Origin of the sequence: Allorhizobium sonneratiae (genome assembly GCF_023700755.1) — a bacterium.
Classification (GTDB): Bacteria; Pseudomonadota; Alphaproteobacteria; order Rhizobiales; family Rhizobiaceae; genus Allorhizobium; species Allorhizobium sonneratiae.
The window spans coordinates 192,025-214,549 of record NZ_JAMKOJ010000003.1; the positions used below are offsets into that span (position 1 = coordinate 192,025).

The following is a 22,525-nucleotide window of genomic DNA, read 5'->3' on the forward strand; positions in this document are numbered from 1 at the left end:
CCTAAATAAGGCTGAAAGACAAAGAAGATAACCGCCCGGATCGGCGGGCGGAAATGGTGAAAAGACATGGCCCCGAAAGGCTCACAGCGCATCGTCAAGAAACTTGCGGCCGAAAACCGCAAGGCGCGCTATAATTATGAAATTGTCGATACCTATGAGGCCGGGCTGGTGCTGACTGGCACGGAGGTGAAATCCCTGCGTGAGGGCAAGGCCAATATTGCCGAATCCTATGCATCGGACGAGGGCGACGAGATCTGGCTGATCAATTCGCATCTGCCGGAATATCTGCAGGCCAACCGTTTCAATCATGAGCCGCGCCGCCGCCGCAAGCTTTTGCTCAGCAAGCGGGAAATCAACCGTCTGCGTGTGGCTATCAATCGCGAGGGCATGACGCTGGTGCCGTTGAAAATCTATTTCAACGACAAGGGGCGCGCCAAGCTGGAACTGGCGCTGGCCAAGGGCAAAAAGCTGCATGACAAGCGCGAGACCGAAAAGGAACGCGACTGGAATCGCCAGAAAAGCCGCTTGCTGAAAAACGGCTGAGCGTCTGCGGGAAAGCACAAAGGCGCAAGGCTTTTTGACCTTGCGCCTTTGATGGCATAAAGGGTTATGGAGCGCTTTATCAGAACCGGTCCATTATGAACCGCTCATCATTACCGGCCATGCGTTCCCATCAGCAGAAGCCAGGCATCTCGCCGGGCGTCTGCCAGCCTGCGATGCCGTTCTTCCTGCCAATGCGGTATACGGTCCGCACCGAGATCCTTCAGCATATGATCGCTCGCATCCTCAAGCCGGTTGCCATACCCCCTGCCGCGTCGGTTGAGCAGAGCCGAGAGCGTGAAAGCCACAATGGTTCCCAGACGCGCGACCAGACGGCCGGGCCAGGGGAGGAGGGCGCTTTTCTTCATCGGTTCTGTCGTGCTCATGACATGGTCCTTTCTTTGCAGGCACGAAAACAGGAACCCGCGCGCAAATCTGCGGCGCAGGCAAACGAGGGGTTTGGGGTTAAGACGAGCGATGGACGAGAGAACGAAATAAACTCTGTCCCGTGGGGCGAAAGACGTGTAAACCAAAAGAGGTTTTTAAATCTTCTGCAATCGCCGGTGAGTGCGCGAACAATGCCGAAGGAGGACCGATAGGTCCAGCAAATGTTTTAAATGATATCAATCACGAAAACTGATCGATTGATTGGAATCTTTGTTCATGCCGCAAAAGCCATTGCTTGCGCCACAATCCGCCACCATAGCCGGTCAGGCTGCCGTCTGAGCCTATCACCCGATGGCAGGGAATGACGATGGCAATCGGATTGGCGCCATTGGCGCGTGCCACCGCTCTGACGGCAGACGGTTTGCCAAGGTTTTCGGACAGCGCGGCATAGCTTTGTGTTGTTCCTGGCTGAATGGCGCGCAAGGCCTCCCAGACCTGTCGCTCGAAAGCGGTCCCAAGAGGGGCAAGCCGGGTCTTGAACCCGACGCACTCACCGGAAAAATAGGCCTGCAATTCCGCCTCGATCTCCGCGATAATCCGGTTGCGGCCCGGCAGGATGGCGCAGCCATTCTGATGTCTGATCCTTTCGATCTCTTTGGGCAGAGCGGCACGATCGGCAAACTCCAGAAGATGAAGTGCATGATCATCGGCAATGGCCAGCATGGCGCCAATAGGGGTATCGAGCCAGTCGGCCTTCAGCAGTGAGTCGCTGCCGATCCTGGCAGGTGCGGTGCCGAACAACTCGGCTATGGCGGCACGAAAGCCGCTGTCTGACTCATAACCGGCTTCGAGTTGGGCATTGATGATTTTCTCGCCCGCATGAAGCCTGCGGCCTGCCGCCGCAAGACGCCGCAATCGCGCCATTTCCAGAAAACTCAGACCGAAGCGACGTTTGAAGGCTCGCCGCACGGTGGAAGGATCATAGCCCAGCTTGACGAGGTCGCTTTCATAAAAGCGCCGGTCTGGCTGTTCCTCCAGCCTTGTCAGCAGATCGGTCACCAGCGGATCGGGTGCGCCGGTGGCTTCCAGCGGACGGCAGCGCTTGCAGGGGCGAAAACCTTTTTCCAGACAGGCAGCAACGCTTTCTTCAAACTGGCAGTTTTCCGGTTTCGGATTGCGCGCCGTGCAGGTCAGGCGACAGAAAATCCGGGTGGTTCTGACGCAGACAAAGGCAAAGCCTTCATACGAGGCATCGCGGGCAACAAGTGCGGCATAAAGAACATCGTCGGCAGGTCGTTGAAACAGCATGGTTTAGCGGAACCGGTTGGTTGTCGATGATCCAGCATAGCCGGGAGCGCGCTGCTTCGCCGCCGAAAAACGGGCATGGATATGCCCATTTCTTTCAAAAGCATCGGTCGAAAAGTGGGGGCCGGTTTTCGAAATATCCGATGCGTCAACAAAAACTGAGAGTAGCGGATCGATTATGATTTTCGATCCGATGCTCTAGGGTCAAAACTCAATCAGGATGGGTGTTCTGTTGAACGGGATGGGATTGTAGGGCAGCGAACAAGCGCAAGACAAGGCCTGTTGGCCTTGTCGTGCAGTGTTCGCAATCAGGCGGCCCATCCCGTTCAACCCGTTGGGCAAGGCGTATTTTGTGCCTGCGGGCGTCGGAAAGGTTTGAAAATGGGGAGCATTTCCTGCACCTTTCCTTCTACTCAGACACAAAATACGCCTTGCAGAACAACCATCCTGATTGAGTTTTGACCCTAAACCTCAGGCCGCGTCGGCGTGACGATAGGTGCCCGAGGGCGCGGCAGCCCTGCCATTTCCCGCTGTTCGGAAGCGGGCGAGCAGAGAGCTGAGATGGCTGGAAACACCTTGCAATGTGTGGGTCGAGGCATTGGTTTCCTCAACCATGGCAGCATTTTGCTGGGTCAGGCGGTCCATGCTGGAAATGGCGGTGTTGATTTCGCCAACCCCAACCGCCTGTTCCTGTGCCGCGCGGGCGATGGCCGCGATGTGGCTATCGACTTCACGCACCTGATCGCTGATCGTACGCAGCACATCGCCGGTCTGATGCACAAGTTGAACGCCATTGGCGACATCCTGTGAAGAGCGGTCAATCAGCGCCTTGATTTCCTTGGCGGCGTTGGCCGAACGCTGCGCCAGTGCGCGCACTTCCTGTGCCACAACGGCAAAGCCCTTGCCTGCCTCACCAGCGCGGGCCGCTTCCACACCGGCATTCAAGGCGAGAAGATTGGTCTGGAAAGAAATCTCGTCGATGACGCCGATGATCTGCGAGATTTTTTGCGAACTTTCCTCAATCGCACCCATTGCGGCCACGGCGGTGGTGACGATTTCACCGGATTTTCCTGCCGCCTCTGCAGCATGAGAGGTCACCGTCTGGGCTTCGCGGCTGCGCTCGGCCGATTGCTTTGAGATGACGCCGATCTGTTCCAATGCAGAAACGGTTTCTTCCAGCGCAGCGGCCTGCTGTTCCGTGCGCTTGGCCATGTCGTCGGTGGCGCGGGTCAGTTCCTGTGTATTGGCTGTCACCTGTCCAGCTTCATGGCGGATGTCCTCGAAAGCGGCGGCAAGCGCGTCCAGCGCATTGTTGAAATTGTCGCGCAGTCCCTCATAGGCCGGGGCAAGCTGTTCCTGCATATGTGCTGTCAGGTCGCCTTTGCTCAAATCGGAAAGGGCCTTGTCGAGTGCATTGAGAGCCTTTTCCTGCTCGGCTTCGATCCGGGCGCGCTCTTCTGCATGGTGCTGACGTTCCTGATTCATAGCGTCGCTATAGGTGGTAATCGCCACATCCATATCGAGAAAGGTGGTGCGGATCAGCGCCGATATTTTCGGCAGAAGCGTTTTCAGATGTTTGGCGGCAAACATGCCGCGCAGTTCGTCTTCCAGCATGGCCTTGACCAGACCATCGAGGATGAGCGCGTAACCGTCAATGTACCAGCGCGGCTCCAGTCCGAGCCGGGCATGGGTTTGGCCTATGGTCTTGGCAGACGCAAGATAGCCATCGCCAATCTTGCCGGAGAGAAGATGGTTCCAATGCTTTATCTGTTTCTGCTTGGCATGTTCGATATGGGCGTCGCTGGAGAAAAAGCGGGCCGCTTCGGGAAATTTCTTTGCTGTCCCATAAAAGCGGTCGAGACTCGGACCGATGTCTTTGGAGATGGTTTGTCTTGATTGCGCCAGAAGATGAAAATCCTGCTGGGTCAGATCAAGAAATGAGAGCCGTTTATCCAGTTCGACTCTGCCGTTGTCCTCATTCGACATGAAAGAACCACCACTATGAATTATTGATATGACCGCAAAGCCACCTTCCTCAAATGCACTCAAAACGTGCAAGCGGCATAAGCAGTTACCTTGAATTAGACAGGAGTGGGCTTAACAATCTGATAACGGTTAAGTTGTTCAGCGGATTAAAAAACAAAAATCAAATTTATTCCCGGATCTCAGCTCTATGAAACCTGTGAGCGTTTTAGAGATATTTGATGTGTAAACACGGAAGGCAGAGAATGCCTCCCTTTGTGCCGGCATTTTGAAGACTCTGACACTTGAGTTCACCGCATGAGGAAGCCTGAACACAAATGTCAAATTCATACCGCGACAATTTCACTGTTTCCGGGAAACAGTGAAATTTTCTAGAGGCTCGGTTCGTTGACCATGGTTTCGGCAGGACGCAGCGGGCGCTCGTTCGGATCGCGGCCGATTTCAGATTTCAGTGACATCAGATCGATGAAATGGTCTGCCTGGCGGCGCAGATCGTCGGCAATCATCGGCGGCTGGGTGGCCATGGTGGAGACGACTGAAACCTTGCGGCCTTTGCGCTGCAAAGCCTCCACCAGAGTGGTGAAGTCGCCGTCGCCGGAAAATATCACCAGATGGTCAACCGTGGTCGATTGTTCCATGGCGTCGATGGCCAGTTCGATATCCATATTGCCCTTGACCTTGCGGCGGCCCATGGAGTCGGTAAATTCCTTGGCGGGCTTGGTGATGACCTTGTAACCGTTATAGTCCAACCAGTCGATCAGCGGGCGGATTGACGAATATTCCTGATCTTCGATCAGGGCCGTATAATAATAGGCCCGAAGAAGATAAGCGCGCTTCTGAAAAGCCTTGAGAAGCTTGCGATAATCAATATCGAATCCAAGGCTTTTCGATGCAGCGTAAAGATTGGCACCATCAATGAACAGGGCAATTTTTTCCCGAGGATCAAACATGTCTTTGAACATCCTTTTGTTGTACATGAAGCAATCCGATCCGGCATGTTCGGACCGCGCACCGCTTATCTGTATTATGATTTAATCATATATGATTTATTTATCCCGCGATAGAGCATATTCCAACTGTCTTTGGATTGAAATTTTAACATTTTTGCAGTGCCGGAGCGCTTCTGGGTTGAAAAAGACAGAGAAGCGGACCGCAAGGAAAAACTTGAACTCGGGCGATAATACCTGTATCCGGTCTGTCAATCCCTTACTAACGAAATAATCAAAGAAGGACAGACCCATGGCACGCGTTACCGTGGAAGATTGCATCGACAAGGTCGATAACCGCTTCGAGCTGGTTCTGCTTGCAAGCCATCGTGCCCGTCAGATTTCGCAAGGCGCTTCCATCACCGTAGACCGTGATAACGACAAAAACCCGGTCGTCGCCCTGCGTGAAATTGCCGATGAGACGCTTTCTCCCGACGATTTGAAGGAAGATCTGATCCATTCCCTGCAAAAGCATGTGGAAGTGGATGAGCCTGAGCATGAAGGTGTCGCTACCGACGCAGAGATGATCGGTCGTGCGGATGAGGAAGACGATCAGCCGGAGACCATCGCTTTCGACCAGATGTCGGAAGAAGAACTGCTGGCGGGCATCGAAGGCCTTGTCCCGCCGGAAAAGAATGAGGATTATTGATCTTCTGTCGGTCTTGCCCATGCCTGTCAGGGTGTGTCAGTGGCAAGGCCGACCTTAAAATATCCTCAATCTCATTGAGATAAACAGATCCCTTGTGTGCGCCAGTCTGTCCGTGATTGGCGCTCTTTTTGCTTTTGAGCGTGGCAATGGCAGAAGGCTGCGCTTTGCTGCATAATTCTTTAAGTCGGGTGAGATTTAAGGGGAAAGTTATGCGGCAGATTTAAAGTGTTCCGGCGTCTTTGTGCGTTTTATGAAGCGCACGGCGCTGTCGTGTATTGTCTTGATATAATGCATGTCGTGGTCGCCAAACCGTCAAACCGTTTGCACGCGACATGGTCTGATGGAGCGCTCCTGGCATGATGCGGCAATATGAACTCGTGGAACGGGTCCAGAAATACAAGCCCGATGCAAACGAGGCATTGCTGAACAAGGCCTATGTCTATGCCATGCAGAAACATGGCAAGCAGACCCGCGCCAGCGGCGACCCCTATATTTCGCATCCGCTCGAAGTGGCCGCGATCCTCACCGAGATGCATCTCGACGAATCGACCATAGCCGTTGCGCTGCTCCATGACACGATCGAGGACACGACCGCAACGCGCGCCGAGATCGACGATCTGTTCGGCGAGGATATCGGTCGTCTGGTCGAAGGCTTGACCAAGCTGAAAAAGCTCGATCTCGTGTCGAAAAAAGCCAAGCAGGCGGAAAATCTGCGAAAACTGCTTTTGGCGATTTCCGACGATGTGCGGGTTCTGCTGGTCAAGCTGGCCGACCGGCTGCACAATATGCGCACGCTCGAACATATGCGACCAGACAAGCGGGCGCGCATTTCCGAAGAAACCATGGAAATCTATGCGCCGCTGGCAGGCCGCATGGGCATGCAGGACATGCGTGACGAGCTGGAGGACCTGTCCTTCCGCTATATCAACCCTGAAGCCTATGAAACAGTGACAAAGCGGCTTGAGGAATTATCGCGCCGCAATGAAGGGCTGATCAAGAAGATCGAGGACGAGCTGAGCGATCTGCTGGTGGCCAACGGCTTGCTGAAGGCCTCCGTCAAAGGCCGACAGAAAAAGCCCTATTCGGTGTTTCGCAAGATGCAGTCGAAATCGCTGTCCTTCGAGCAATTGTCCGATGTGTACGGTTTCCGCATTCTGGTGGATGACGTCTCGTCCTGTTACCGGGCGCTTGGCATTGTCCACACCCGCTGGCGTGTCGTGCCAGGCCGGTTCAAGGATTATATCTCGACGCCGAAGCAGAATGATTATCGCTCGCTGCACACCACGATTGTCGGTCCGTCGCGCCAGCGTATCGAACTGCAGATCCGCACGCGGCGCATGCACGAGATCGCCGAATACGGCATTGCCGCCCATGCGCTTTACAAGGACGGTGAAAATACTGGCGACGGCGATCTTCTGCCGCGCGAAAGCAATGCCTATTCCTGGCTGCGCCACACAATCGAGGCGCTGGCGGAGGCCAACAACCCGGAAGAGTTTCTCGAACATACCAAGCTCGAACTGTTTCAGGATCAGGTTTTCTGCTTCACGCCGAAGGGCAAGCTGATTGCTTTGCCGCGTGGAGCAACGCCGATCGATTTTGCCTATGCGGTGCATACCAACATTGGCGATACTTGTGTCGGCGCCAAGATCAACGGTCGCATCATGCCGCTGGTGACCCGGCTCAACAATGGCGATGAGGTTGAGATCATCCGCTCCGGCGTGCAGGTGCCGCCTGCGGCATGGGAAGAAATCGTTGTCACCGGTAAGGCGCGTGCCGCCATTCGCCGCGCCACCCGCATGGCGATCCGCAAGCAGTATTCGGGGCTTGGGCATCGCATTCTCGAGCGCACCTTTGAGCGGGCGGGCAAGGTGTTTTCCCGCGAGATCCTGAAGCCGGCGCTGCATCGTCTGGGCCACAAGGATGTCGAGGATGCCATTGCCGCTGTCGGCCGGGGCGAAATGTCGTCGCTCGATGTGCTGAGTGCTGTTTTTCCCGACTATCAGGACGAGCGGGTGACGGTGAAACCGGCCATGGATCAGGGCTGGTTCAATGTCAGCTCGGCCAGCGGCATGATTTTCAGGCTGCCCGACACCAAGGCGCAGGCGGCTGGCGCACCACAAGGCATGGAAGCGCTGCCGATCCGGGGTATTTCCAGCAATATCGAGGTGCATTTTTCCGCCGCCGGTGCCGTCCCGGGCGACCGCATCGTCGGCATTCTCGATGCCGACAAGACCATCACCATCTATCCGATCCAGGCCTCTGCCCTGCAGAAATTCGATGACGAGCCCGAGCGCTGGATCGATGTCCGCTGGGATCTGGACGAGGCGAACAAATCCCGCTTTTTCGCCCGTATCCTGATCAACGCCATCAACGAACCCGGCACGCTGGCCAAGGTGGCCGAACTGATCGCCGGTCTCGACATCAATATCCGTGTGTTGACGATGATGCGCGTTGCTGCCGATTTCACCGAAATGGCCTTCGATCTGGAGGTCTGGCATCTCAAGCAGTTGAGCCAGTTGATCGGACAGTTAAAGGATCTGGATTGCGTGGCCACAGTGAAACGGATTTATGATTGAGGCGGCGGTTGCTGTGAAACTGATCTGAATGTGAGCAAATTCGCCTGATTTTTTGGCAATAAGGTCTTCGTTATGCATTGAACGCATGGCTGGCGTCGCGGCTTTGAACTGGTGCGGCGCAGCATCCTCACCTATATTCCGGGTGTAGAAAGAAACGAGGACAAGACAATGTTTACACCGATCAGAAAATTCGCCCGCGCTTTTCGTGTACAGAGCGTTGAAGACCGCGAACTGGCCTATCTCAATGCTGCTCAGGACCGTTTCGACCTGGAATATCGCCAGCGCGAAATCGACCGTGGCCTGTTCCGCCGGACCCGCTAAGCGTTATACGCTTGATGCATGGCTGTCGGCGCCCCGATTGAAGGGCGCTGTGTGAGGGTCCCCTACATGCCCCGGCATGAACGCGGGTCCACTCAAAGAAGGCGCATCGCCCATCTCTGCGGGCGCTGCCTTTTCCGGCAAAATCATTGCTGGTGTTTATGAGTAGAATGCTGGTGCCCGTCTGGGTGCCTGTCGCAATGATCATCGATCCGATGATCTGTTTGTGATTGCTCCTTCGTTTTGGAGCGCTGCCTGATTTTCTCCCGTTTCAGATCGTCTGTCGATCTATCATGTCGGATAAAGCCTGCTTTCATGGTCGCAAGGGCGTGATATCGAGGTTTTGCCGTTGCCGCCGTCACCGGAACGGATTATAGCCCGAAAGCATTGTCTGGCAGGTGAAAGCTCTGGCCCTGAGTTGATCGGAGGCCAAGACCAGAAGACGGTTGAAGGAAAGACGGCGTGACGAAAACAGTCGAAAAGCAGCAAAGCCCGCTTTGGGAAAATATTAAGGTCATCATTCAGGCATTGCTGCTGGCAGTGGTTATCCGCACCTTCCTGTTCCAGCCTTTCACCATTCCCTCCGGCTCAATGATGCCGACGCTGCTGGTGGGCGATTATATCTTCGTCAACAAATTCGCCTATGGCTTCTCGAAATATTCCTTTCCCGGTACGTTCAATCTGTTTTCCGGGCGCATTTTCGGCTCCGAGCCGAAGCGTGGCGATGTTGTGGTCTTCCGCTTTCCGCCAAATCCGAGCGTGGATTACATCAAGCGGCTGGTTGGCCTTCCGGGCGACCATATCCAGATGATCGACGGTGTGCTTTACATCAACGGCAAGCCGGTGCCGAAAGTGCCGGATGGCACGTTTTCTTCCGATTATAGCCTTGATCCCGGAAGCCATATTCCTGTCTATCGCGAAACTCTTTCGGATGGCAAAACCTACGATACGCTGGATCAGATTCCCGATGGTCCCGGCGATAATACGCGCGAGTTTATCGTGCCGCCCGGCCATTATTTCATGATGGGCGACAATCGCGACAATTCCGCCGACAGCCGTTTCGATGTCGGCATGGTGCCGGCAGAAAATCTGGTGGGTCGCGCAACGATGGTGTTCTTCTCCCTCGGCCATGACACACCCTTCAGCCATATCTGGGATTGGCCTGCCAATATGCGCTGGGGTCGTCTGTTCAAGGCGGTGCAATGAAGGCACCGAAACCTTTGAACGACAAGGAGCTCATGGCGGTCGAAGCCGCCATAGGCCACCATTTTACCGATAAGGCGCGGCTGGATCGGGCCTTGACACATGCCAGCGCACGCCCTGCCAAGGGCAGCGATTATGAGCGGTTGGAATTTCTCGGGGACCGGGTTCTTGGCCTGTGCGTGGCCGAACACCTCTTCGTCAAGTTCCGCAATGCTGGTGAAGGCGAGCTGTCGGTGAGGCTCAATCAACTGGTGAGTGCTGAAACCTGCGCGGCGGTTGCCGATGAACTGGAACTGCACCGGTTCATCCGCACCGGGTCGGATGTGAAGAAAATCACCGGCAAGAACATGCTCAATGTCCGCGCCGATGTGGTGGAAAGCCTGATTGCGGCGATTTATCTTGATGCAGGACTTGAGGCGGCCCGTGCCTTCGTGTTGAAGTTCTGGAGCGAGCGGGCAGCCCATGAGGATGCCGGACGCCGCGACGCCAAGACGGAATTGCAGGAATGGGCGCATGCCCGCTTTGCCGTCACACCAGTCTATCGTGTGGTGGATCGCTCCGGGCCGGATCACGATCCGCGCTTTACGGTGATGGTGGACATTGCCGGTCTACCAACGGAGACCGGTACGGAGCGCTCGAAGCGAGCGGCCGAACAGGCAGCGGCAGCGCGGCTTCTGGAGCGCGAAGGCGTGTGGGACCGCGCCTCAACGGATGATGGAACAGTATGAGTGAATTTGACAAGGATGCCAACGCAGCCACGGAGACTGCGCAGGAGAGGGCCACCCATTCCGGTTTCGTCGCGCTGATTGGGCCGACCAATGCCGGAAAATCAACGCTGGTGAACCGCTTCGTCGGCGCAAAAGTGTCGATCGTCAGCCATAAGGTGCAGACGACGCGCGCCGTGATGCGCGGCATTGCCATTCACGACAATGCCCAGATCGTCTTCATGGACACGCCCGGCATTTTCAAGCCGCGCCGCCGGCTGGACCGGGCCATGGTGACGTCTGCCTGGGGTGGGGCCAAGGATGCCGATCTCATCCTGCTTTTGATCGACAGCGAGCGTGGCCTTCGCGGCGACGCCGAGGCCATTCTCGAAGGGTTGAAGGATGTGCCGCAGCCGAAAATCCTGGTCTTGAACAAGATCGACCGCGTCGATCCCGAGCAATTGCTGAAACTGGCATCAACGGCCAATGAACAGGTCGCTTTCGAGCGCACCTTCATGATTTCGGCCACCACCGGCTCCGGCTGTGACGATGTGATGGATTATCTGGCGAAAACGCTTCCCGAGGGGCCGTGGTATTATCCGGAAGACCAGATTTCCGACCTGCCGATGCGCCAGCTTGCGGCGGAAATCACCCGTGAGAAACTCTTCCTGCGCCTGCATCAGGAATTGCCCTATTCCTCCCACGTCGAAACGGAAAAATGGGAGGAGCGCAAGGATGGCTCCGTGCGCATCGAGCAGGTGATCTATGTCGAGCGAGACAGCCAGAAAAAGATCGTGCTCGGCAAGGGTGGCGATGCCATTAAAGCCATTTCAACCGCATCCCGGAAGGAACTGTCCGAGATCCTCGAACAGCCCGTGCATCTCTTCCTCTTCGTCAAGGTGCGGGAAAACTGGGGCGACGATCCGGAGCGCTTCCGCGAAATGGGCCTCGATTTTCCCCGCGAATAAGCGCTTATTTCCCGATCCGGCTGGCGATAAAGCGGGAAATGCTTGGCCCAAGCGCCAGAATGATGACGAAGCGCACGGTTTGCAGCGTCATGACGAAGGGAATATCGACATGGGTGGTGGCGGCAATGATCGCCACCGAGTCAAGCCCGCCCGGGCTGGTGGCGAGATAGGCCGTCAGCGGATCGACATCCGCCAGCCACCACAGCATCACGGCCAGACAGCCGCCGAAGCTGATCAGCGTCACAATCGACAACATGACTTTCGGCGCCGCTTTCATCGCATGGCGCAGCAGGCGGCGGGTAAAGGCCAGTCCTATGCGCCAGCCGATCATGGTATAGGTGATGGCCAGCAGCCAGAGCGGCAATTCGATCTCAATATAACCGGCTGAATGCAGAAGCGCCATGATCACCATTGGCCCGAGCATGGTGCCTGCCGGAATTTTCAGCCGCATGAAGAGATAAGAGGAGGCTGCCGACAACAGCAACGTCAGAGCCAAGGCTTGCCAATTCACCGGCGGAAACAGCACAAGCGGTTCCGCACTGCCATGTCCGGCATTGAAAACGAAGCCGGCAATCAAGGCAGCGGTCGTGACGACGCTGACGACACGCATATACTGCATAAAGGCCACAAGCCTTGCATCCGCGCCATGGGCCTCAGCCATCAGCACCATGGCGGAAGCGCCGCCGGCAGAGGTGCCCCAGACCGCGGTGGTGCCTTCGAGAACCTGCTTTTTCGCCATGATATAGCCTATCAGCGCACTCACGGCGACAATGGACAGAACCGTGCAGAGAAACAGCAGCCAGTCGTCGAGAAAACGCCGGAGAATTTGCCCGTTGAGCGATTCGGCAATCATGCTGCCGAGAACCGACTGGGCGGCGGAATAGGGCAGCCGAGGCAGAGAAATCCGCGCCCCGTTGGTGGCGAAAAAGATGGCCGAAATCATCGGCCCCAGCAAAAGTGCGGCCGGGAGACGAAAATATTCCAGAACGCCTGCGAGCAGCAGCGAGATGACAACCAGAAAAAGCCACTTCGCCGGGGTTGGGAAATCCGTTAGTAACCCCTTCGGCGCGGTGGTGTCTGTCGTGGCGGTCTGGTTCTGCGTCTGTTTATCAGGCATTCGTAAAACTCAAGCTGTCGTTGACGGCAATCCGGCCAAGGTGGGGAAACGTGAAGCGAATGGAAAAATCATGGTCTGATCGGCGCTGGAGCAGGCCATCGTCGGCAAGGACCAGCTCGTTGCCGTGTCATAAGCCTGTCTTGCGGTGGATACCACCCTGAAATGGGTTGCGATGCCTGAAAACGATGGATTTAGAGCATCGTGGCGACGCTTTTCGGGCCTATTTCTGGAAAGCCATGATGACGGCTGCATTCTCTCATGAACCATGATACATCCCCGCTATGGAATGGACGGATCGCGCCATCGTGCTGGGGCTGAAGCGGCACGGAGAAAACAGCGTCATCGCCGAGGTGATGACGCTTGCGCGTGGCCGCCATCTCGGCCTTGTCCGTTCGGGCCGTTCGCGCGCCATGCAGCCGGTGCTGCAACCGGGTAATGTGGTGGATGTGACATGGCGGGCGCGTCTTGAAGAGCACCTGGGTGATTTCCGCATCGAACCGCTGTCGATGCGCGCCGCGCGGTTGATGGAAACGGCCATGACCGTCTATGGAGTCCAGGCACTTGGAGCGCTGCTGCGCCTTCTGCCCGAACGTGAACCGCATCCGCATCTCTATGAAGCGCTTGATATTATTCTGGATCACTTTGATGAACCGAGAGCGGCAGGTGAATTGTTCATCCGCTTTGAGCTTGCGGTCCTGAACGATCTCGGTTTCGGACTGGATCTTCAGCAATGCGCCGCAACCGGCAGCACCGCAGACCTCACTTATGTTTCACCCAAAACCGGTCGGGCCGTCAGCCATAAAGCCGGTGAACCCTATGCCGAGCGGCTATTGGCCTTGCCGGATTTCCTGCGACCTGATCGGCCCGTATCCGCAACTGCGACGACGCTTGATGAAGCGTTTCGCCTGACCGGTTATTTTCTGGATCGTCATGTCTACGAGCCGCGGGGCATGGGTGCGGCCGCGGCCCGCAACGGTTTTGTTCATGCTGCGCTAAAGGCGTTGCGCGCACTGGAAGGCGATCCGTCTCTACGGCCTGCAATCGAATAGATTTCATTGCTGTGGCTTTTCATATGCAGCCGGATTGCCCGCTGCAATTCCGCGACATTGCCATAGATGCCACCATCCAGTTCGATAACCGGAAATTTTACTGCGATAAACCTGACGCCATTGCCTTCCGGAACGGTGATGCCAACCGGCACACCCTCAAATTCCACCACTTGCTTTGTCATGACTATAACTTTCCCGTCCGCTTCAAAAAGAGCAGGCCGTCTGATGTTCGTTTGTGAAGTTAAAGGTTTTAAAACCGTGTCACATTCGACAGCGGCCGGAGAAAAGAAGTCGCGCTTCTCCTGTTCCGGGCGGGCATAGGGACCAGGAGTGTGCCGCAACTTGCGCAATATTCCGCATTCGCTTGACCTCCTTGTACTGGATCGTTCGGGACGATCCGAACACATGATTGAATTCTGTCGGTTATCCCGACGCTTGCAAAGGTAGGATCACCATCGCTTTGCGTCAATGGTAAGGCGCGCAGAAATAAAATAAATTTTTGCGAGCCAGACATAATCAAATGATGACAGAAAAATGAATCCGTATGACGGGTTTTTGTAAAAAACCTTTCGCAGCGCAATGATCTGCGCCCATCCGGCACAAATGCCTGTCAGGGCTCCCTCAAATTGAAGGGTATTTTAATTATGCGTTGCGGTGATACAGTTTCGGCGGGTGTGTCTCATTGTGAATGTGCCAGCTAGAAACGGCCAACAAGCTGATTGGTTCCGTTAGAATGACAGATAAAAATTGCTCTCCGGTTTGGCGCCCGTTGTTTCTTCCAGAAACATCGCATGGAAGAGTTGCAGCCTTTCATGCCGTTGCCGCGCCATGGCCTTTCCGGTTGCCGTCTGGAAACCGTCTGCCAGTTTGAACAGTTTGGTGGCAAAGTGATCAAGCGCGTAGCGCCTGTCATCCAGGGGCCGCCGTTCAGCGCAAGGATCGAGATGATCGTAGAGCTGGCCTCCAAGCCGCCCGGCAATAGCGAAGGTCCTTGCCAAGCCGATAAAACCAAGCGCATCAAGCCGGTCGGCATCCTGAAGAATTTTCGCCTCCAGGGATTGCGGCGGCTGATTGGCCGAGAAACTGTGGCTGACGATGGCATGGGCAACAGCTTCGATTCTGATATCTGGCCAATGCGCTTCGTTCAGCAGGCGACTGGCCTTGTCGGCTGCCAAGCGTGAGGCTTGGGCGCGATGCGGCGCATTTTTTTCCACATGCACGCAATCATGCAGCAGGACTGCAGCCGCAAGGATCTCTCCATCGCCGCCTTCCTGTGCATGTATGCGCATGGCGTTGTTGAAGACCCGCACGAGATGTGAGTCATCATGGGCGCCATCCTGTTGTTCAAGCGCATAAGGCAGCAGCCAATTCGCCAATCTTTCAAATGGAGCAAAAAGATCGGCCAGATTTTGCCTGGGACCTATCCCTGGATCATGGCCGTTGCTAGTTTCGATCTGAGGCTGGGAAATGGCCGTTTCGGATCCATCAGGTTTCGCAGATATCCCATTGGGCTGGGGCATGGTTTGTGTTCCTTTTGGATATGGCTGAAGGATTGCCTCGGGCTTTGTGACATTCAAAACATGACACCGCGACTATCCGGCTCTCGAGCGGAGCCGCAAGGGTTTCGTGCTGCTACGGCAAAAAGGATTGGCCCGTGATCAGCACCGATTCCGGCCACCCTGTCAAATCGCCGGTCTTCACGGGAAAGTGATACCCCTCAAGAGCTCTCGTCGCCATGAGATGAAACCCGAGAGAACGGGGATCGCAAAAAAATCACTTTAATTATGAATTCATTAAAATTAAATTCTCAAAAACTATCGGAAACTACGTGTTTGCGGATGGATAATGGTCTTTGCTGTCGTCCTTATAAATTATTATCCATAACAATTCCGTTTTGACTTGCCGCCCCAAATCACGATAGCGCTGGCACCGGCGGTTTCCTGTCTCGCGTATTGTTCGCCATAACGATAAAAGTAACCTAGACAGGGGTTTTCATGACAAGCGTTTCTTCTTCAACGGCTTCGTCGATCTTGTCCAATTATACGACAGGTTCGACCAATCCTCTGGATACAAATGGCGACGGTGTCGTCTCTGCTGATGAATTGGCTGCCGCCTCCAGCACCCGCACTCAGGATCCTACGGTCAGCACCGATAGCGCTGCCTCCGGCGTTTCCTCCACGCTGACGAGCGAACTGATGGCGCTGGCCCTGGAAAGGGCGTCCGCTGCGGATTCGTCCAGCTCGACATCTTCGACAGACAGCACGTCAACGGACAGCGCGTCGACAAAAACGACTAACGGCACTGGCCCTCAATCTCTTGAAGACCGGTTCAAGTCCATGGATACCGACGGTGACGGCAAGGTGTCTGAATCTGAATTCCTGGCGGCCAAGCCGGATAATGTTTCAACCGAGGATGCGACAAAGCTGTTCGAATCGCTCGATACCTCTGGTTCCGGTTCTATCACCGAGGATCAGATGTCTGCCCAGGATAAGGGTCCTTCGATGATGGGCGGCATGAGGCATATGGGTCACATGGGCCATATGAGCGGCATGGGTGCCATGAGCGGCATGGGCAACATGAACAGCATGGGCGACATGAGCAGCCTGAGCAGCATTTTGAATGCTGACGACAGCAGCAGTTCCGACGATTCCTATATGGACGACATTTACAATCAGATGAGCTCTGTGATTCAGGCCTATAAATCCGCAGGAACCGATAGTAATTCCACGGCAGCTGTCACGACGTCTACTGATGGCTCGTCCACCGACAGCTCTTCGGCTGCCGCTTGATAGAAACGCAGTGCCAACGCATTATGCGGATGGCCCGGTTTTAGCCACTGACGTCAGCGCGTACCGCGACAGGCGCAGTGATCAAGAATGGCGGGGGCATGATGCCCGTGCCTTTCATTTGCTTTCCGTCACGTCTGCGTCATTCTGCCTTTTGGCTTTCTGATGCCATTTTCACTCCCCCCACTTTATCCTGTTTGTTGCCGGATTTTGCCGCTGCGTCACTGCCGTCATTGGCCGCGACAGGCAGCTTTGTGTGCAAAGTGAGCTGCGGATAGGCGATATTGATACCCTTCCGGTCGAAGTCCAGCTTGATCTTACGGATAAAATCCCAATTGACCGCCCAGTAATCCGAGGCCGCCGTCCAGTAGCGCAGAGTGATGTTGACGGAGCTGTCGGCAAGTGCGGTGACGAAGACATCGACGGACGGGTTGGCCAGAACCCGCGGATCCTTGGCGATCTCGCGCAATGCCTCGAAAGCCTGGTCGATATCGTCTTCATAGCTGATCCCGACCGTCAAATCGTTGCGCCGGGTCTTTTCACGACTGTAATTGGTGATCGGCACATTCCATAGCGTGGAATTGGGTGCCAGCCGATAAACCCCGTCGGGCGTTCTGAGCTGGGTGGCGAACAGGCCGATTTCCACGATCGTTCCATTGATCGAGCCGGTATCGATATATTCTCCCACCCGGAATGGCCGCAACACCAGCAACATGATGCCGGCGGCAATATTTTGCAGCGTTCCCTGAAGCGCCAGCCCGATGGCAAGACCGGCCGCACCCAGCGTCGCGATGATCGAGGCCGTCTGCACGCCGAATTGCCCAAGTGCCGTCACCACAACCAGAATCAGGACGCTGTAATGCAGGACATTGGAGAGAAAGCGCGCCAGTGTTTCATCAAAACCCCGGATATGCAGCATGGCCGTGTAGCTGACGCGTTTCAGGAAATTGGCGATGCTCCAGCCAACGATCAGTAGAATGATCGCGCCGAGAATGGAAAAGGCATATTGCACGGCCAGTGCGCTCAGTTGCTGCAAGGCGGCCTGTGAAGCGGTGATGAGTTGCGTCGCCTGAAGGTCCATATGGTCTTTTCCTTTCTGTTTTTTCCCAAATGGGGCAGAAAACCGGAGGATCAACCCTGAACAGCAAGGGAGACCGGCAAAACGAACGGCGCATTGCCATCGGCATCGGCGCCGCGGCCCAGTCGGGCGACGGCCTTGATCAGTCTGCCCTGTCGTTCCAGCAGGTGATCGGCAATCTCAATCAGCATCCGGTTCGGCGTGGCGAAAGGGGAGGCTTGCCGAAGCCTGTCGGCCAATGCATCATCCTCCTGGTCGGGGTGAAGCGCGAGGCAGGCGATCAAGGCTGCGGCAGGAGAGCGTGAAACGCCCATCCAGCAATGGATCAACAGTGGCGCGCTTTGATCCCAGCCCCGGACGAAATCGATCAATGCCGTCACATGAGCCTCCTGCGGCGCGATCAGATCGCCCGTGCCGCGGAAGCTGATATCGTTCATGGTGAGGGTGAGATGCCGATCCGAAGAGATCACGGCCGGTCGATGAAAATCCTGCCGCTCGGCCATGAGGCTCACCATTTCCCGCGCCTTGTGCCGCACCGCCATTTCGGCAATGCGCGCCAACGGACTGACGACGATCACGCCGCTCATTCCGGTTTTGGCCCCGGTTTTGGCTCCGCTTTGCGGCTTGTGGTGGCCGATTCTGCCTTTTCTGCCAACTGGCGCGCGGTTTCAATCGCCTGAAACCGGGCGGAAAAGCGTGCCTGGGCTTCGATCGCCGGCAACGGCTCAAGCTGCAGCATGGCGGCGCTCATGCCGCGTGGCTGGCCAAAAATCTTCAGCGCCTCAGCCCTTGTAAATCCGGCCAGTTCGGTGGCTTCGAAAAAGGCGGCGATGGAATCGGCTTTCTTGATCTGTGCCTTGAGTGCAGCTGACGGATGGGCGGGCAGGCCGAAGCGCAGGTGAATGGCGGCTTCGAGCCGCGCCTCGACGGCCTTGTAACCGCCACCGACCACGGCCTTGAACGGCGAAATCATGTCTCCGATCACATATTCCGGCGCGTCATGCAGCAGGGTCATCTGCCATTCCGACGGGCTGGATGTCAGGCAGATGTGGCGGAAGATCGTCTCGACCACCAGACAATGCTGCGCCACCGAAAACGCATGGTCACCCACGGTCTGGCCGTTCCAGCGGGCAACACGCGCCAGACCATGGGCGATGTCGGAGATTTCCACATCGAGCGGTGAGGGGTCGAGCAGATCGAGACGCCGTCCCGATAACATGCGCTGCCAGGCGCGAGTGCCGGAGGCGGAGGAAGAGAAAGGGTCAGTCGTCATCATGTCTTTCAGCATTCGACGGGATGGCATCGTCAGACGGCATGGGAAAATTGAGTTTCGCCCAGTCCGGCAGGGTCAGCGTCACGGCCACATCCGCCGCCATGATCGGTTCGTCTTTTGCCATGGCCTCGCCGGCACGGTCGATGCGGACAATGGCCAGTCCGGCTTTCCCGCACACGCTGCCGAGCGTGCCGAGCGGGCGTCCGCCATGGGTCAGCGGGGTGCCGGTGACGGGCAGATCCGAAGGGCTGGAAACGATCGCCACCCGTCGACGCGCTGTCTTGCGGTGGTGCATGCGTGAGACGACTTCCTGGCCGACATAGCAGCCCTTGGTAAAGCTGACGCCGCCATTGGCATCGAGCAGCACATCATGAGGAAACGCCTCGCCGGAAGGATAATCGGCACCAGCCTCTGCAATGCCGCATTCAATACGCAGTGCATGATAAAGCGCTTCCGGCGCCCCGCCATCTTCGTCTGTATGATGGCCCGCCAGGCGGTAGACCCTGCGTCCGGCGGCGGCAAAGCGCAGATCCTCCATCGCGCCATCCGGGCGCGGTTCGTCAAAGATAACGGTCACGCCATGCGAGGCAGACGGGGCAATGGTCACCTTGGCACGCAGCTTGTAAAGCGTCAGACGTTTGACAAGCGCCTCCTGATCTTCCGCCCGCAGCTCCAATGTATAGCCCTCTGCAGTCCGGCTGACCAGACAGGCAAAAGCAATCTTGCCCTGCGGCGACAACAGAGCGGTCGGCGCGGCCACGCCATCGGCCATCCTATCGATATCGCTGGTAAAGAGGTTGTTGAGAAAATGCCCGGCCTCAGCGCCTGTCACGGTCAGAACAGCGCGATCGGCCAGATAAATCTTGGTCATGCAACGACTCCGGACATGGCTTGTTGGGAGGATACAGCATGTCGCGCAAAAGTGTGAAGCGGTTTTGCGACAACGACATGCTTTGCAAAAAGCCATGTCGCGCAAAAGTGTGAAGCGGTTTTGCGACAACGACATGCTTTGCAAAAAGCCATGTCGCGTAAAAGTGTGAAGCGGTTTTGCGATAACGACTTGCTCTATAAACAAGCCGTGGCGCGCAAAACCGCTTCGCAAATGACGTGATAGGTGACGATCAATCGCCAGCGGCGAGGAATTTCCAGCTTCCGTCTGGGGCAATGCCAATACGGAAGAAGTTGTAATTGCCGATATCGAGCATGTTTTCATAATCACCGGCAGTGACGAGGCGCAGCAGATCGACCTTTTCCGGTGCCGTCAGCGTATTGATCGGCTTTTCGGCGAAATAGGGCCAGACATAGGTTTCGTCGGGCGTTCCGGCATTGATGCGAGCATAGCCGGTGGAGAGAACATCAAGCATGATCGCCATGACTTCAAGGCCGTCCGGATCGCCAGAGACGCTCTTGATCGTGGCAATCGGATCGCTGTTGTCGCCGCCAAGCGAAAGGGTCGTCGGGGTCTTGCCGCCGGTCAGAAGCGGGCGCAGCCGTTCGGGATCGCCGGAGGCGGCAGCCTCGACGATTTTCTCGCGCATGGCCCGCACAGGCTCCGGCGCCTTGCTGATGTCGTAGGAAATTTCAACGGAAGATGGCGCTGGTGCCGGTGCCGATGATGGAGCGGTTGCCGTCTTTGCCGGGGCTGCCGGCGCCGGTGACGGGTCTGCCGGGGTAGACTGGGCCATTTCGGTTGTCCCCTGCACGCTGGAGAGCGCATAGGAGGGCACGGCTGCGCTCAAAAGTGCAAGGCCGGCGGACAAGCCTAATGTGAGGAGAGGACGCATGGGAGCGAATCGTCCTCTGTTGCAGGCCATGGGCATGGAAAAACCTCTTGAAGGTTACTGGATGATTCGCTTGGGAGAAAATTCGCCGGCCAGCAAACGGGAACGCAGGGCCTCCAGCACGGCTTCAGCGCCGTCTTCGCCATGAATGCGAATCGTTTCGCGCATGGCCAGCGCGAAAGCGGCATCGGCGATGATTTCCGGCTCGATCCCGTCGGCCATGCCATCGGCCCAGGCCTCATTCTGATATTCGAGGGCAGCCTGCATCTTTTCATGAACGATCATGTCGTCAATCTCGTTGCGGCGTGGTTCCATCATGTCTGTCCTCGAAGCACTACTTACCAATGTGTAAATCAGTCTATCAGTCTTTTATCGAAACGGCACGGTCTGATACATCATTGCCTGAAGAATTGGTTAATTTTCTCGCATTGCACCAAATTCGCTATCCGGTGTTGCCTCTTCAGCACGATAGTGTCTTGTGCCACTCCTGCAGGTCTCGCGCAAGGGCGACATTTTGAGACCGGCCGGGTCAGATTGGCAGCGTAAAAATAGGGATTGCCTTCACTCTATGACCTTACGTGCTTGCGCCAGTCTTTCCACACAATCGCTGACACTTGGCGGAACCGGCAGGTCATTCAGCTCTTTAAGGCTGAACCAGCCAAGGCCAGCGGCATCGCTTGAGGCACAGGCCGTCTGCGGATCACCCCGGACGTCCACACAGAACACCGAGAGGAAAAAATGATGCTCGGGTGGCCCGCCCGGTTCCGGCGGCAGATCATATTCGGCAAAAAGCTCGGCGCTGAGACCGTCAAGGCCGGTTTCTTCCTTGAGTTCGCGCAGTGCCGCCATGTCTGGCGTTTCTCCCCGCTCAACCTTGCCACCGGGAAAAGCATAAAGATCGGCGGCAGGCGGACGGGCACGTCGCACGAGCAGCAGCCGGTTTTCGTGAATGACGATGGCAGAGGCGGCAGGGCGGGGCGGCACGAATGGTTTCCAGAAACGACAATGGCTTGACGATACGCCGATCCCCTGCAAAGACAAGGGCATGTGTGGACGTTTTGCCCTGATTGCCGAGATTGAGGCGTTTCTCGAAGCCTTCGGGCTGATCGAGACCGATCCGTTTCCGCCACGCTATAATATTGCCCCGACCCAGCCGATCACCGTGATTGCTGCTGCCCAACGCCAGCGCGAGGGCAGCAATCTGCCGTCACGACAGTCGCAGTTGGCACGGTGGGGGTTTCTGCCGTCCTGGGTCAAGGACCCTCGCGATTTTCCTCTGCTAATCAATGCGCGCGCAGAAACGGCGGCGGAAAAGGCCTCCTTCCGGGCGGCCATGCGCCATCGCCGGGTGCTGGTGCCGGCCTCCGGTTTTTACGAATGGCGGCGGGAGGGCAAGGACAAGGGCGCAAAAAGCCAGGCCTACTGGATCCGGCCAAAACAGGGCGGCGTGATCGGTTTTGCCGGGCTGATGGAACACTGGATGGGAGCCGACGGATCGGAACTCGATACCGCCGCCATCCTGACGACCGGAGCCAACGCCGCCTTGAGCGCCGTGCATGACCGGATGCCGGTGGTGATCGCACCGGATCAGTTCGATCGCTGGCTTGACTGCCGCTTTCAGGAGCCGCGTGAGGTGGCCGATCTACTGCAGCCGGTAGACGAGGATTTTTTCGAGATCATCCCCGTTTCCGACAAGGTCAACAAGGTGGCCCATAGCGGACCGGAACTGCAGGCTCCGGTCACGGCAGACCCATTGCCGCAAAAGCCGGGCAAGGCGAAAAAAGCGAACGATCAGCTATCGCTGTTTTAGAACGCCATTTCT

24 protein-coding genes are annotated in these 22,525 nt (G+C 56.5%); 10 read left to right on the top strand and 14 right to left on the bottom strand.

The genetic code is table 11. The annotated features are described in order from the left end of the window. Positions 1-66: 66 nt before the first annotated feature. On the top strand, positions 67-543 hold the full coding sequence (gene smpB, locus NAC44_RS06515) for an SsrA-binding protein SmpB (protein WP_250939225.1): 477 nt from the start codon (positions 67-69) through the stop codon (positions 541-543). Between the two features lie 110 nt (positions 544-653). Here the strand turns inward: smpB and NAC44_RS06520 are convergent, their stop codons facing one another. The 4 genes from NAC44_RS06520 to NAC44_RS06535 form a co-directional block, all read right to left on the bottom strand. Beyond that, on the bottom strand, positions 654-926 hold the full coding sequence (locus NAC44_RS06520) for a hypothetical protein (RefSeq protein ID WP_250939227.1): 273 nt from the start codon (positions 924-926) through the stop codon (positions 654-656). A 241-nt stretch (positions 927-1,167) separates the two neighbouring features. Next, positions 1,168-2,235: a bifunctional transcriptional activator/DNA repair enzyme AdaA gene (locus tag NAC44_RS06525; RefSeq protein WP_250939229.1), complete on the bottom strand. Its 1,068-nt coding sequence runs from the start codon at positions 2,233-2,235 to the stop codon at positions 1,168-1,170. 468 nt (positions 2,236-2,703) lie between these two features. Continuing rightward, positions 2,704-4,218, bottom strand: a complete 1,515-nt coding sequence (locus NAC44_RS06530) for a globin-coupled sensor protein (RefSeq protein ID WP_250939231.1) — start codon at positions 4,216-4,218, stop codon at positions 2,704-2,706. Positions 4,219-4,586: 368 nt separating this feature from the next. Further along, the gene (locus tag NAC44_RS06535) at positions 4,587-5,165 is read right to left on the bottom strand and encodes a LabA-like NYN domain-containing protein (protein ID WP_250939233.1); all 579 of its coding nucleotides are present in this window, start codon (positions 5,163-5,165) and stop codon (positions 4,587-4,589) included. A 289-nt stretch (positions 5,166-5,454) separates the two neighbouring features. Between NAC44_RS06535 and rpoZ the strand changes: the two genes are divergently transcribed. From rpoZ to era, 6 genes are all read left to right on the top strand, one after another. Continuing rightward, positions 5,455-5,850, top strand: coding sequence for a DNA-directed RNA polymerase subunit omega (rpoZ, locus tag NAC44_RS06540; RefSeq protein ID WP_250939235.1), 396 nt, complete (start codon positions 5,455-5,457; stop codon positions 5,848-5,850). Between the two features lie 356 nt (positions 5,851-6,206). Beyond that, positions 6,207-8,426, top strand: a complete 2,220-nt coding sequence (locus NAC44_RS06545) for a RelA/SpoT family protein (protein ID WP_250939243.1) — start codon at positions 6,207-6,209, stop codon at positions 8,424-8,426. Positions 8,427-8,594: 168 nt separating this feature from the next. Continuing rightward, entirely contained in the window at positions 8,595-8,747 is a 153-nt protein-coding gene (locus tag NAC44_RS06550; RefSeq protein ID WP_250939245.1) for a DUF3563 domain-containing protein, read from the top strand. A 459-nt stretch (positions 8,748-9,206) separates the two neighbouring features. Next, positions 9,207-9,950 (top strand): signal peptidase I, encoded by a 744-nt coding sequence (gene lepB / locus NAC44_RS06555; protein WP_250939247.1) that lies wholly within the window; start codon positions 9,207-9,209, stop codon positions 9,948-9,950. Beyond that, positions 9,947-10,675, top strand: a complete 729-nt coding sequence (rnc, locus tag NAC44_RS06560) for a ribonuclease III (RefSeq protein ID WP_250939249.1) — start codon at positions 9,947-9,949, stop codon at positions 10,673-10,675. The genes lepB and rnc overlap by 4 nt, the downstream gene beginning before the upstream one ends. Then, positions 10,672-11,619 carry a GTPase Era gene (era, locus tag NAC44_RS06565; protein ID WP_250939251.1) on the top strand — a complete coding sequence of 316 codons (948 nt, stop codon included), beginning with the start codon at positions 10,672-10,674 and terminating at the stop codon, positions 11,617-11,619. The genes rnc and era overlap by 4 nt, the downstream gene beginning before the upstream one ends. Positions 11,620-11,623: 4 nt before the next feature. On the opposite strand, the gene NAC44_RS06570 is transcribed toward era, so the two are convergent. After that, on the bottom strand, positions 11,624-12,736 hold the full coding sequence (locus tag NAC44_RS06570) for an AbrB family transcriptional regulator (protein ID WP_250939253.1): 1,113 nt from the start codon (positions 12,734-12,736) through the stop codon (positions 11,624-11,626). Between the two features lie 281 nt (positions 12,737-13,017). On the opposite strand from NAC44_RS06570, the gene recO reads away from it, so the two are divergent. Continuing rightward, on the top strand, positions 13,018-13,785 hold the full coding sequence (gene recO / locus NAC44_RS06575) for a DNA repair protein RecO (protein ID WP_250939255.1): 768 nt from the start codon (positions 13,018-13,020) through the stop codon (positions 13,783-13,785). On the opposite strand, the gene NAC44_RS06580 is transcribed toward recO, so the two are convergent. Together NAC44_RS06580 and NAC44_RS06585 are read right to left on the bottom strand one after the other, a co-directional pair. Then, complete coding sequence (locus NAC44_RS06580) at positions 13,719-14,192, bottom strand: hypothetical protein (RefSeq protein WP_250939257.1); 474 nt, start codon at positions 14,190-14,192, stop codon at positions 13,719-13,721. The two genes, recO and NAC44_RS06580, sit on opposite strands and share 67 nt — an antisense overlap. 321 nt (positions 14,193-14,513) lie before the next feature. Beyond that, a complete protein-coding gene (locus NAC44_RS06585) occupies positions 14,514-15,191 on the bottom strand; it encodes an HD domain-containing protein (protein WP_250939914.1) in 678 nt (225 codons plus the stop codon). Positions 15,192-15,779: 588 nt separating this feature from the next. On the opposite strand from NAC44_RS06585, the gene NAC44_RS06590 reads away from it, so the two are divergent. Next, entirely contained in the window at positions 15,780-16,574 is a 795-nt protein-coding gene (locus NAC44_RS06590; protein ID WP_250939259.1) for an EF-hand domain-containing protein, read from the top strand. A gap of 139 nt (positions 16,575-16,713) precedes the next feature. On the opposite strand, the gene NAC44_RS06595 is transcribed toward NAC44_RS06590, so the two are convergent. From NAC44_RS06595 to NAC44_RS06625, 7 genes are all read right to left on the bottom strand, one after another. Then, positions 16,714-17,652 (bottom strand): mechanosensitive ion channel family protein, encoded by a 939-nt coding sequence (locus NAC44_RS06595; protein ID WP_250939261.1) that lies wholly within the window; start codon positions 17,650-17,652, stop codon positions 16,714-16,716. A gap of 50 nt (positions 17,653-17,702) precedes the next feature. Next, on the bottom strand, positions 17,703-18,236 hold the full coding sequence (locus NAC44_RS06600) for a tyrosine phosphatase family protein (protein WP_250939264.1): 534 nt from the start codon (positions 18,234-18,236) through the stop codon (positions 17,703-17,705). Then, positions 18,233-18,922, bottom strand: coding sequence for an HD family hydrolase (locus tag NAC44_RS06605; protein ID WP_250939266.1), 690 nt, complete (start codon positions 18,920-18,922; stop codon positions 18,233-18,235). Before NAC44_RS06605 ends, NAC44_RS06600 begins: the two co-directional genes overlap by 4 nt. Beyond that, entirely contained in the window at positions 18,912-19,793 is an 882-nt protein-coding gene (ygfZ, locus tag NAC44_RS06610; RefSeq protein ID WP_250939268.1) for a CAF17-like 4Fe-4S cluster assembly/insertion protein YgfZ, read from the bottom strand. Before ygfZ ends, NAC44_RS06605 begins: the two co-directional genes overlap by 11 nt. Positions 19,794-20,043: 250 nt before the next feature. Continuing rightward, positions 20,044-20,706 (bottom strand): hypothetical protein, encoded by a 663-nt coding sequence (locus tag NAC44_RS06615; protein WP_338022072.1) that lies wholly within the window; start codon positions 20,704-20,706, stop codon positions 20,044-20,046. Positions 20,707-20,760: 54 nt separating this feature from the next. Next, positions 20,761-21,018 carry a hypothetical protein gene (locus NAC44_RS06620; protein WP_250939279.1) on the bottom strand — a complete coding sequence of 86 codons (258 nt, stop codon included), beginning with the start codon at positions 21,016-21,018 and terminating at the stop codon, positions 20,761-20,763. Between the two features lie 246 nt (positions 21,019-21,264). After that, positions 21,265-21,687 (bottom strand): NUDIX hydrolase, encoded by a 423-nt coding sequence (locus NAC44_RS06625; protein ID WP_338022073.1) that lies wholly within the window; start codon positions 21,685-21,687, stop codon positions 21,265-21,267. 61 nt (positions 21,688-21,748) lie between these two features. Here NAC44_RS06625 and NAC44_RS06630 point away from each other — a divergent pair, with 61 nt between their 5' ends. Further along, complete coding sequence (locus tag NAC44_RS06630; protein ID WP_250939290.1) at positions 21,749-22,513, top strand: SOS response-associated peptidase; 765 nt, start codon at positions 21,749-21,751, stop codon at positions 22,511-22,513. Positions 22,514-22,525: the final 12 nt, after the last annotated feature.

Bases quoted from the DNA above. Each gene is read 5' to 3' on its own strand.
- smpB (WP_250939225.1), top strand. From the start codon at position 67: ATGGCCCCGAAAGGCTCACAGCGCATCGTCAAGAAACTTGCGGCCGAA.
- NAC44_RS06520 (WP_250939227.1), bottom strand. From the start codon at position 926: ATGAGCACGACAGAACCGATGAAGAAAAGCGCCCTCCTCCCCTGGCCC.
- NAC44_RS06525 (WP_250939229.1), bottom strand. From the start codon at position 2,235: ATGCTGTTTCAACGACCTGCCGACGATGTTCTTTATGCCGCACTTGTT.
- NAC44_RS06530 (WP_250939231.1), bottom strand. From the start codon at position 4,218: ATGTCGAATGAGGACAACGGCAGAGTCGAACTGGATAAACGGCTCTCA.
- NAC44_RS06535 (WP_250939233.1), bottom strand. From the start codon at position 5,165: ATGTTTGATCCTCGGGAAAAAATTGCCCTGTTCATTGATGGTGCCAAT.
- rpoZ (WP_250939235.1), top strand. From the start codon at position 5,455: ATGGCACGCGTTACCGTGGAAGATTGCATCGACAAGGTCGATAACCGC.
- NAC44_RS06545 (WP_250939243.1), top strand. From the start codon at position 6,207: ATGATGCGGCAATATGAACTCGTGGAACGGGTCCAGAAATACAAGCCC.
- NAC44_RS06550 (WP_250939245.1), top strand. From the start codon at position 8,595: ATGTTTACACCGATCAGAAAATTCGCCCGCGCTTTTCGTGTACAGAGC.
- rnc (WP_250939249.1), top strand. From the start codon at position 9,947: ATGAAGGCACCGAAACCTTTGAACGACAAGGAGCTCATGGCGGTCGAA.
- era (WP_250939251.1), top strand. From the start codon at position 10,672: ATGAGTGAATTTGACAAGGATGCCAACGCAGCCACGGAGACTGCGCAG.
- NAC44_RS06570 (WP_250939253.1), bottom strand. From the start codon at position 12,736: ATGCCTGATAAACAGACGCAGAACCAGACCGCCACGACAGACACCACC.
- recO (WP_250939255.1), top strand. From the start codon at position 13,018: ATGGAATGGACGGATCGCGCCATCGTGCTGGGGCTGAAGCGGCACGGA.
- NAC44_RS06580 (WP_250939257.1), bottom strand. From the start codon at position 14,192: ATGTGTTCGGATCGTCCCGAACGATCCAGTACAAGGAGGTCAAGCGAA.
- NAC44_RS06590 (WP_250939259.1), top strand. From the start codon at position 15,780: ATGACAAGCGTTTCTTCTTCAACGGCTTCGTCGATCTTGTCCAATTAT.
- NAC44_RS06595 (WP_250939261.1), bottom strand. From the start codon at position 17,652: ATGGACCTTCAGGCGACGCAACTCATCACCGCTTCACAGGCCGCCTTG.
- NAC44_RS06600 (WP_250939264.1), bottom strand. From the start codon at position 18,236: ATGAGCGGCGTGATCGTCGTCAGTCCGTTGGCGCGCATTGCCGAAATG.
- NAC44_RS06605 (WP_250939266.1), bottom strand. From the start codon at position 18,922: ATGACGACTGACCCTTTCTCTTCCTCCGCCTCCGGCACTCGCGCCTGG.
- ygfZ (WP_250939268.1), bottom strand. From the start codon at position 19,793: ATGACCAAGATTTATCTGGCCGATCGCGCTGTTCTGACCGTGACAGGC.
- NAC44_RS06615 (WP_338022072.1), bottom strand. From the start codon at position 20,706: ATGCGTCCTCTCCTCACATTAGGCTTGTCCGCCGGCCTTGCACTTTTG.
- NAC44_RS06620 (WP_250939279.1), bottom strand. From the start codon at position 21,018: ATGGAACCACGCCGCAACGAGATTGACGACATGATCGTTCATGAAAAG.
- NAC44_RS06630 (WP_250939290.1), top strand. From the start codon at position 21,749: ATGTGTGGACGTTTTGCCCTGATTGCCGAGATTGAGGCGTTTCTCGAA.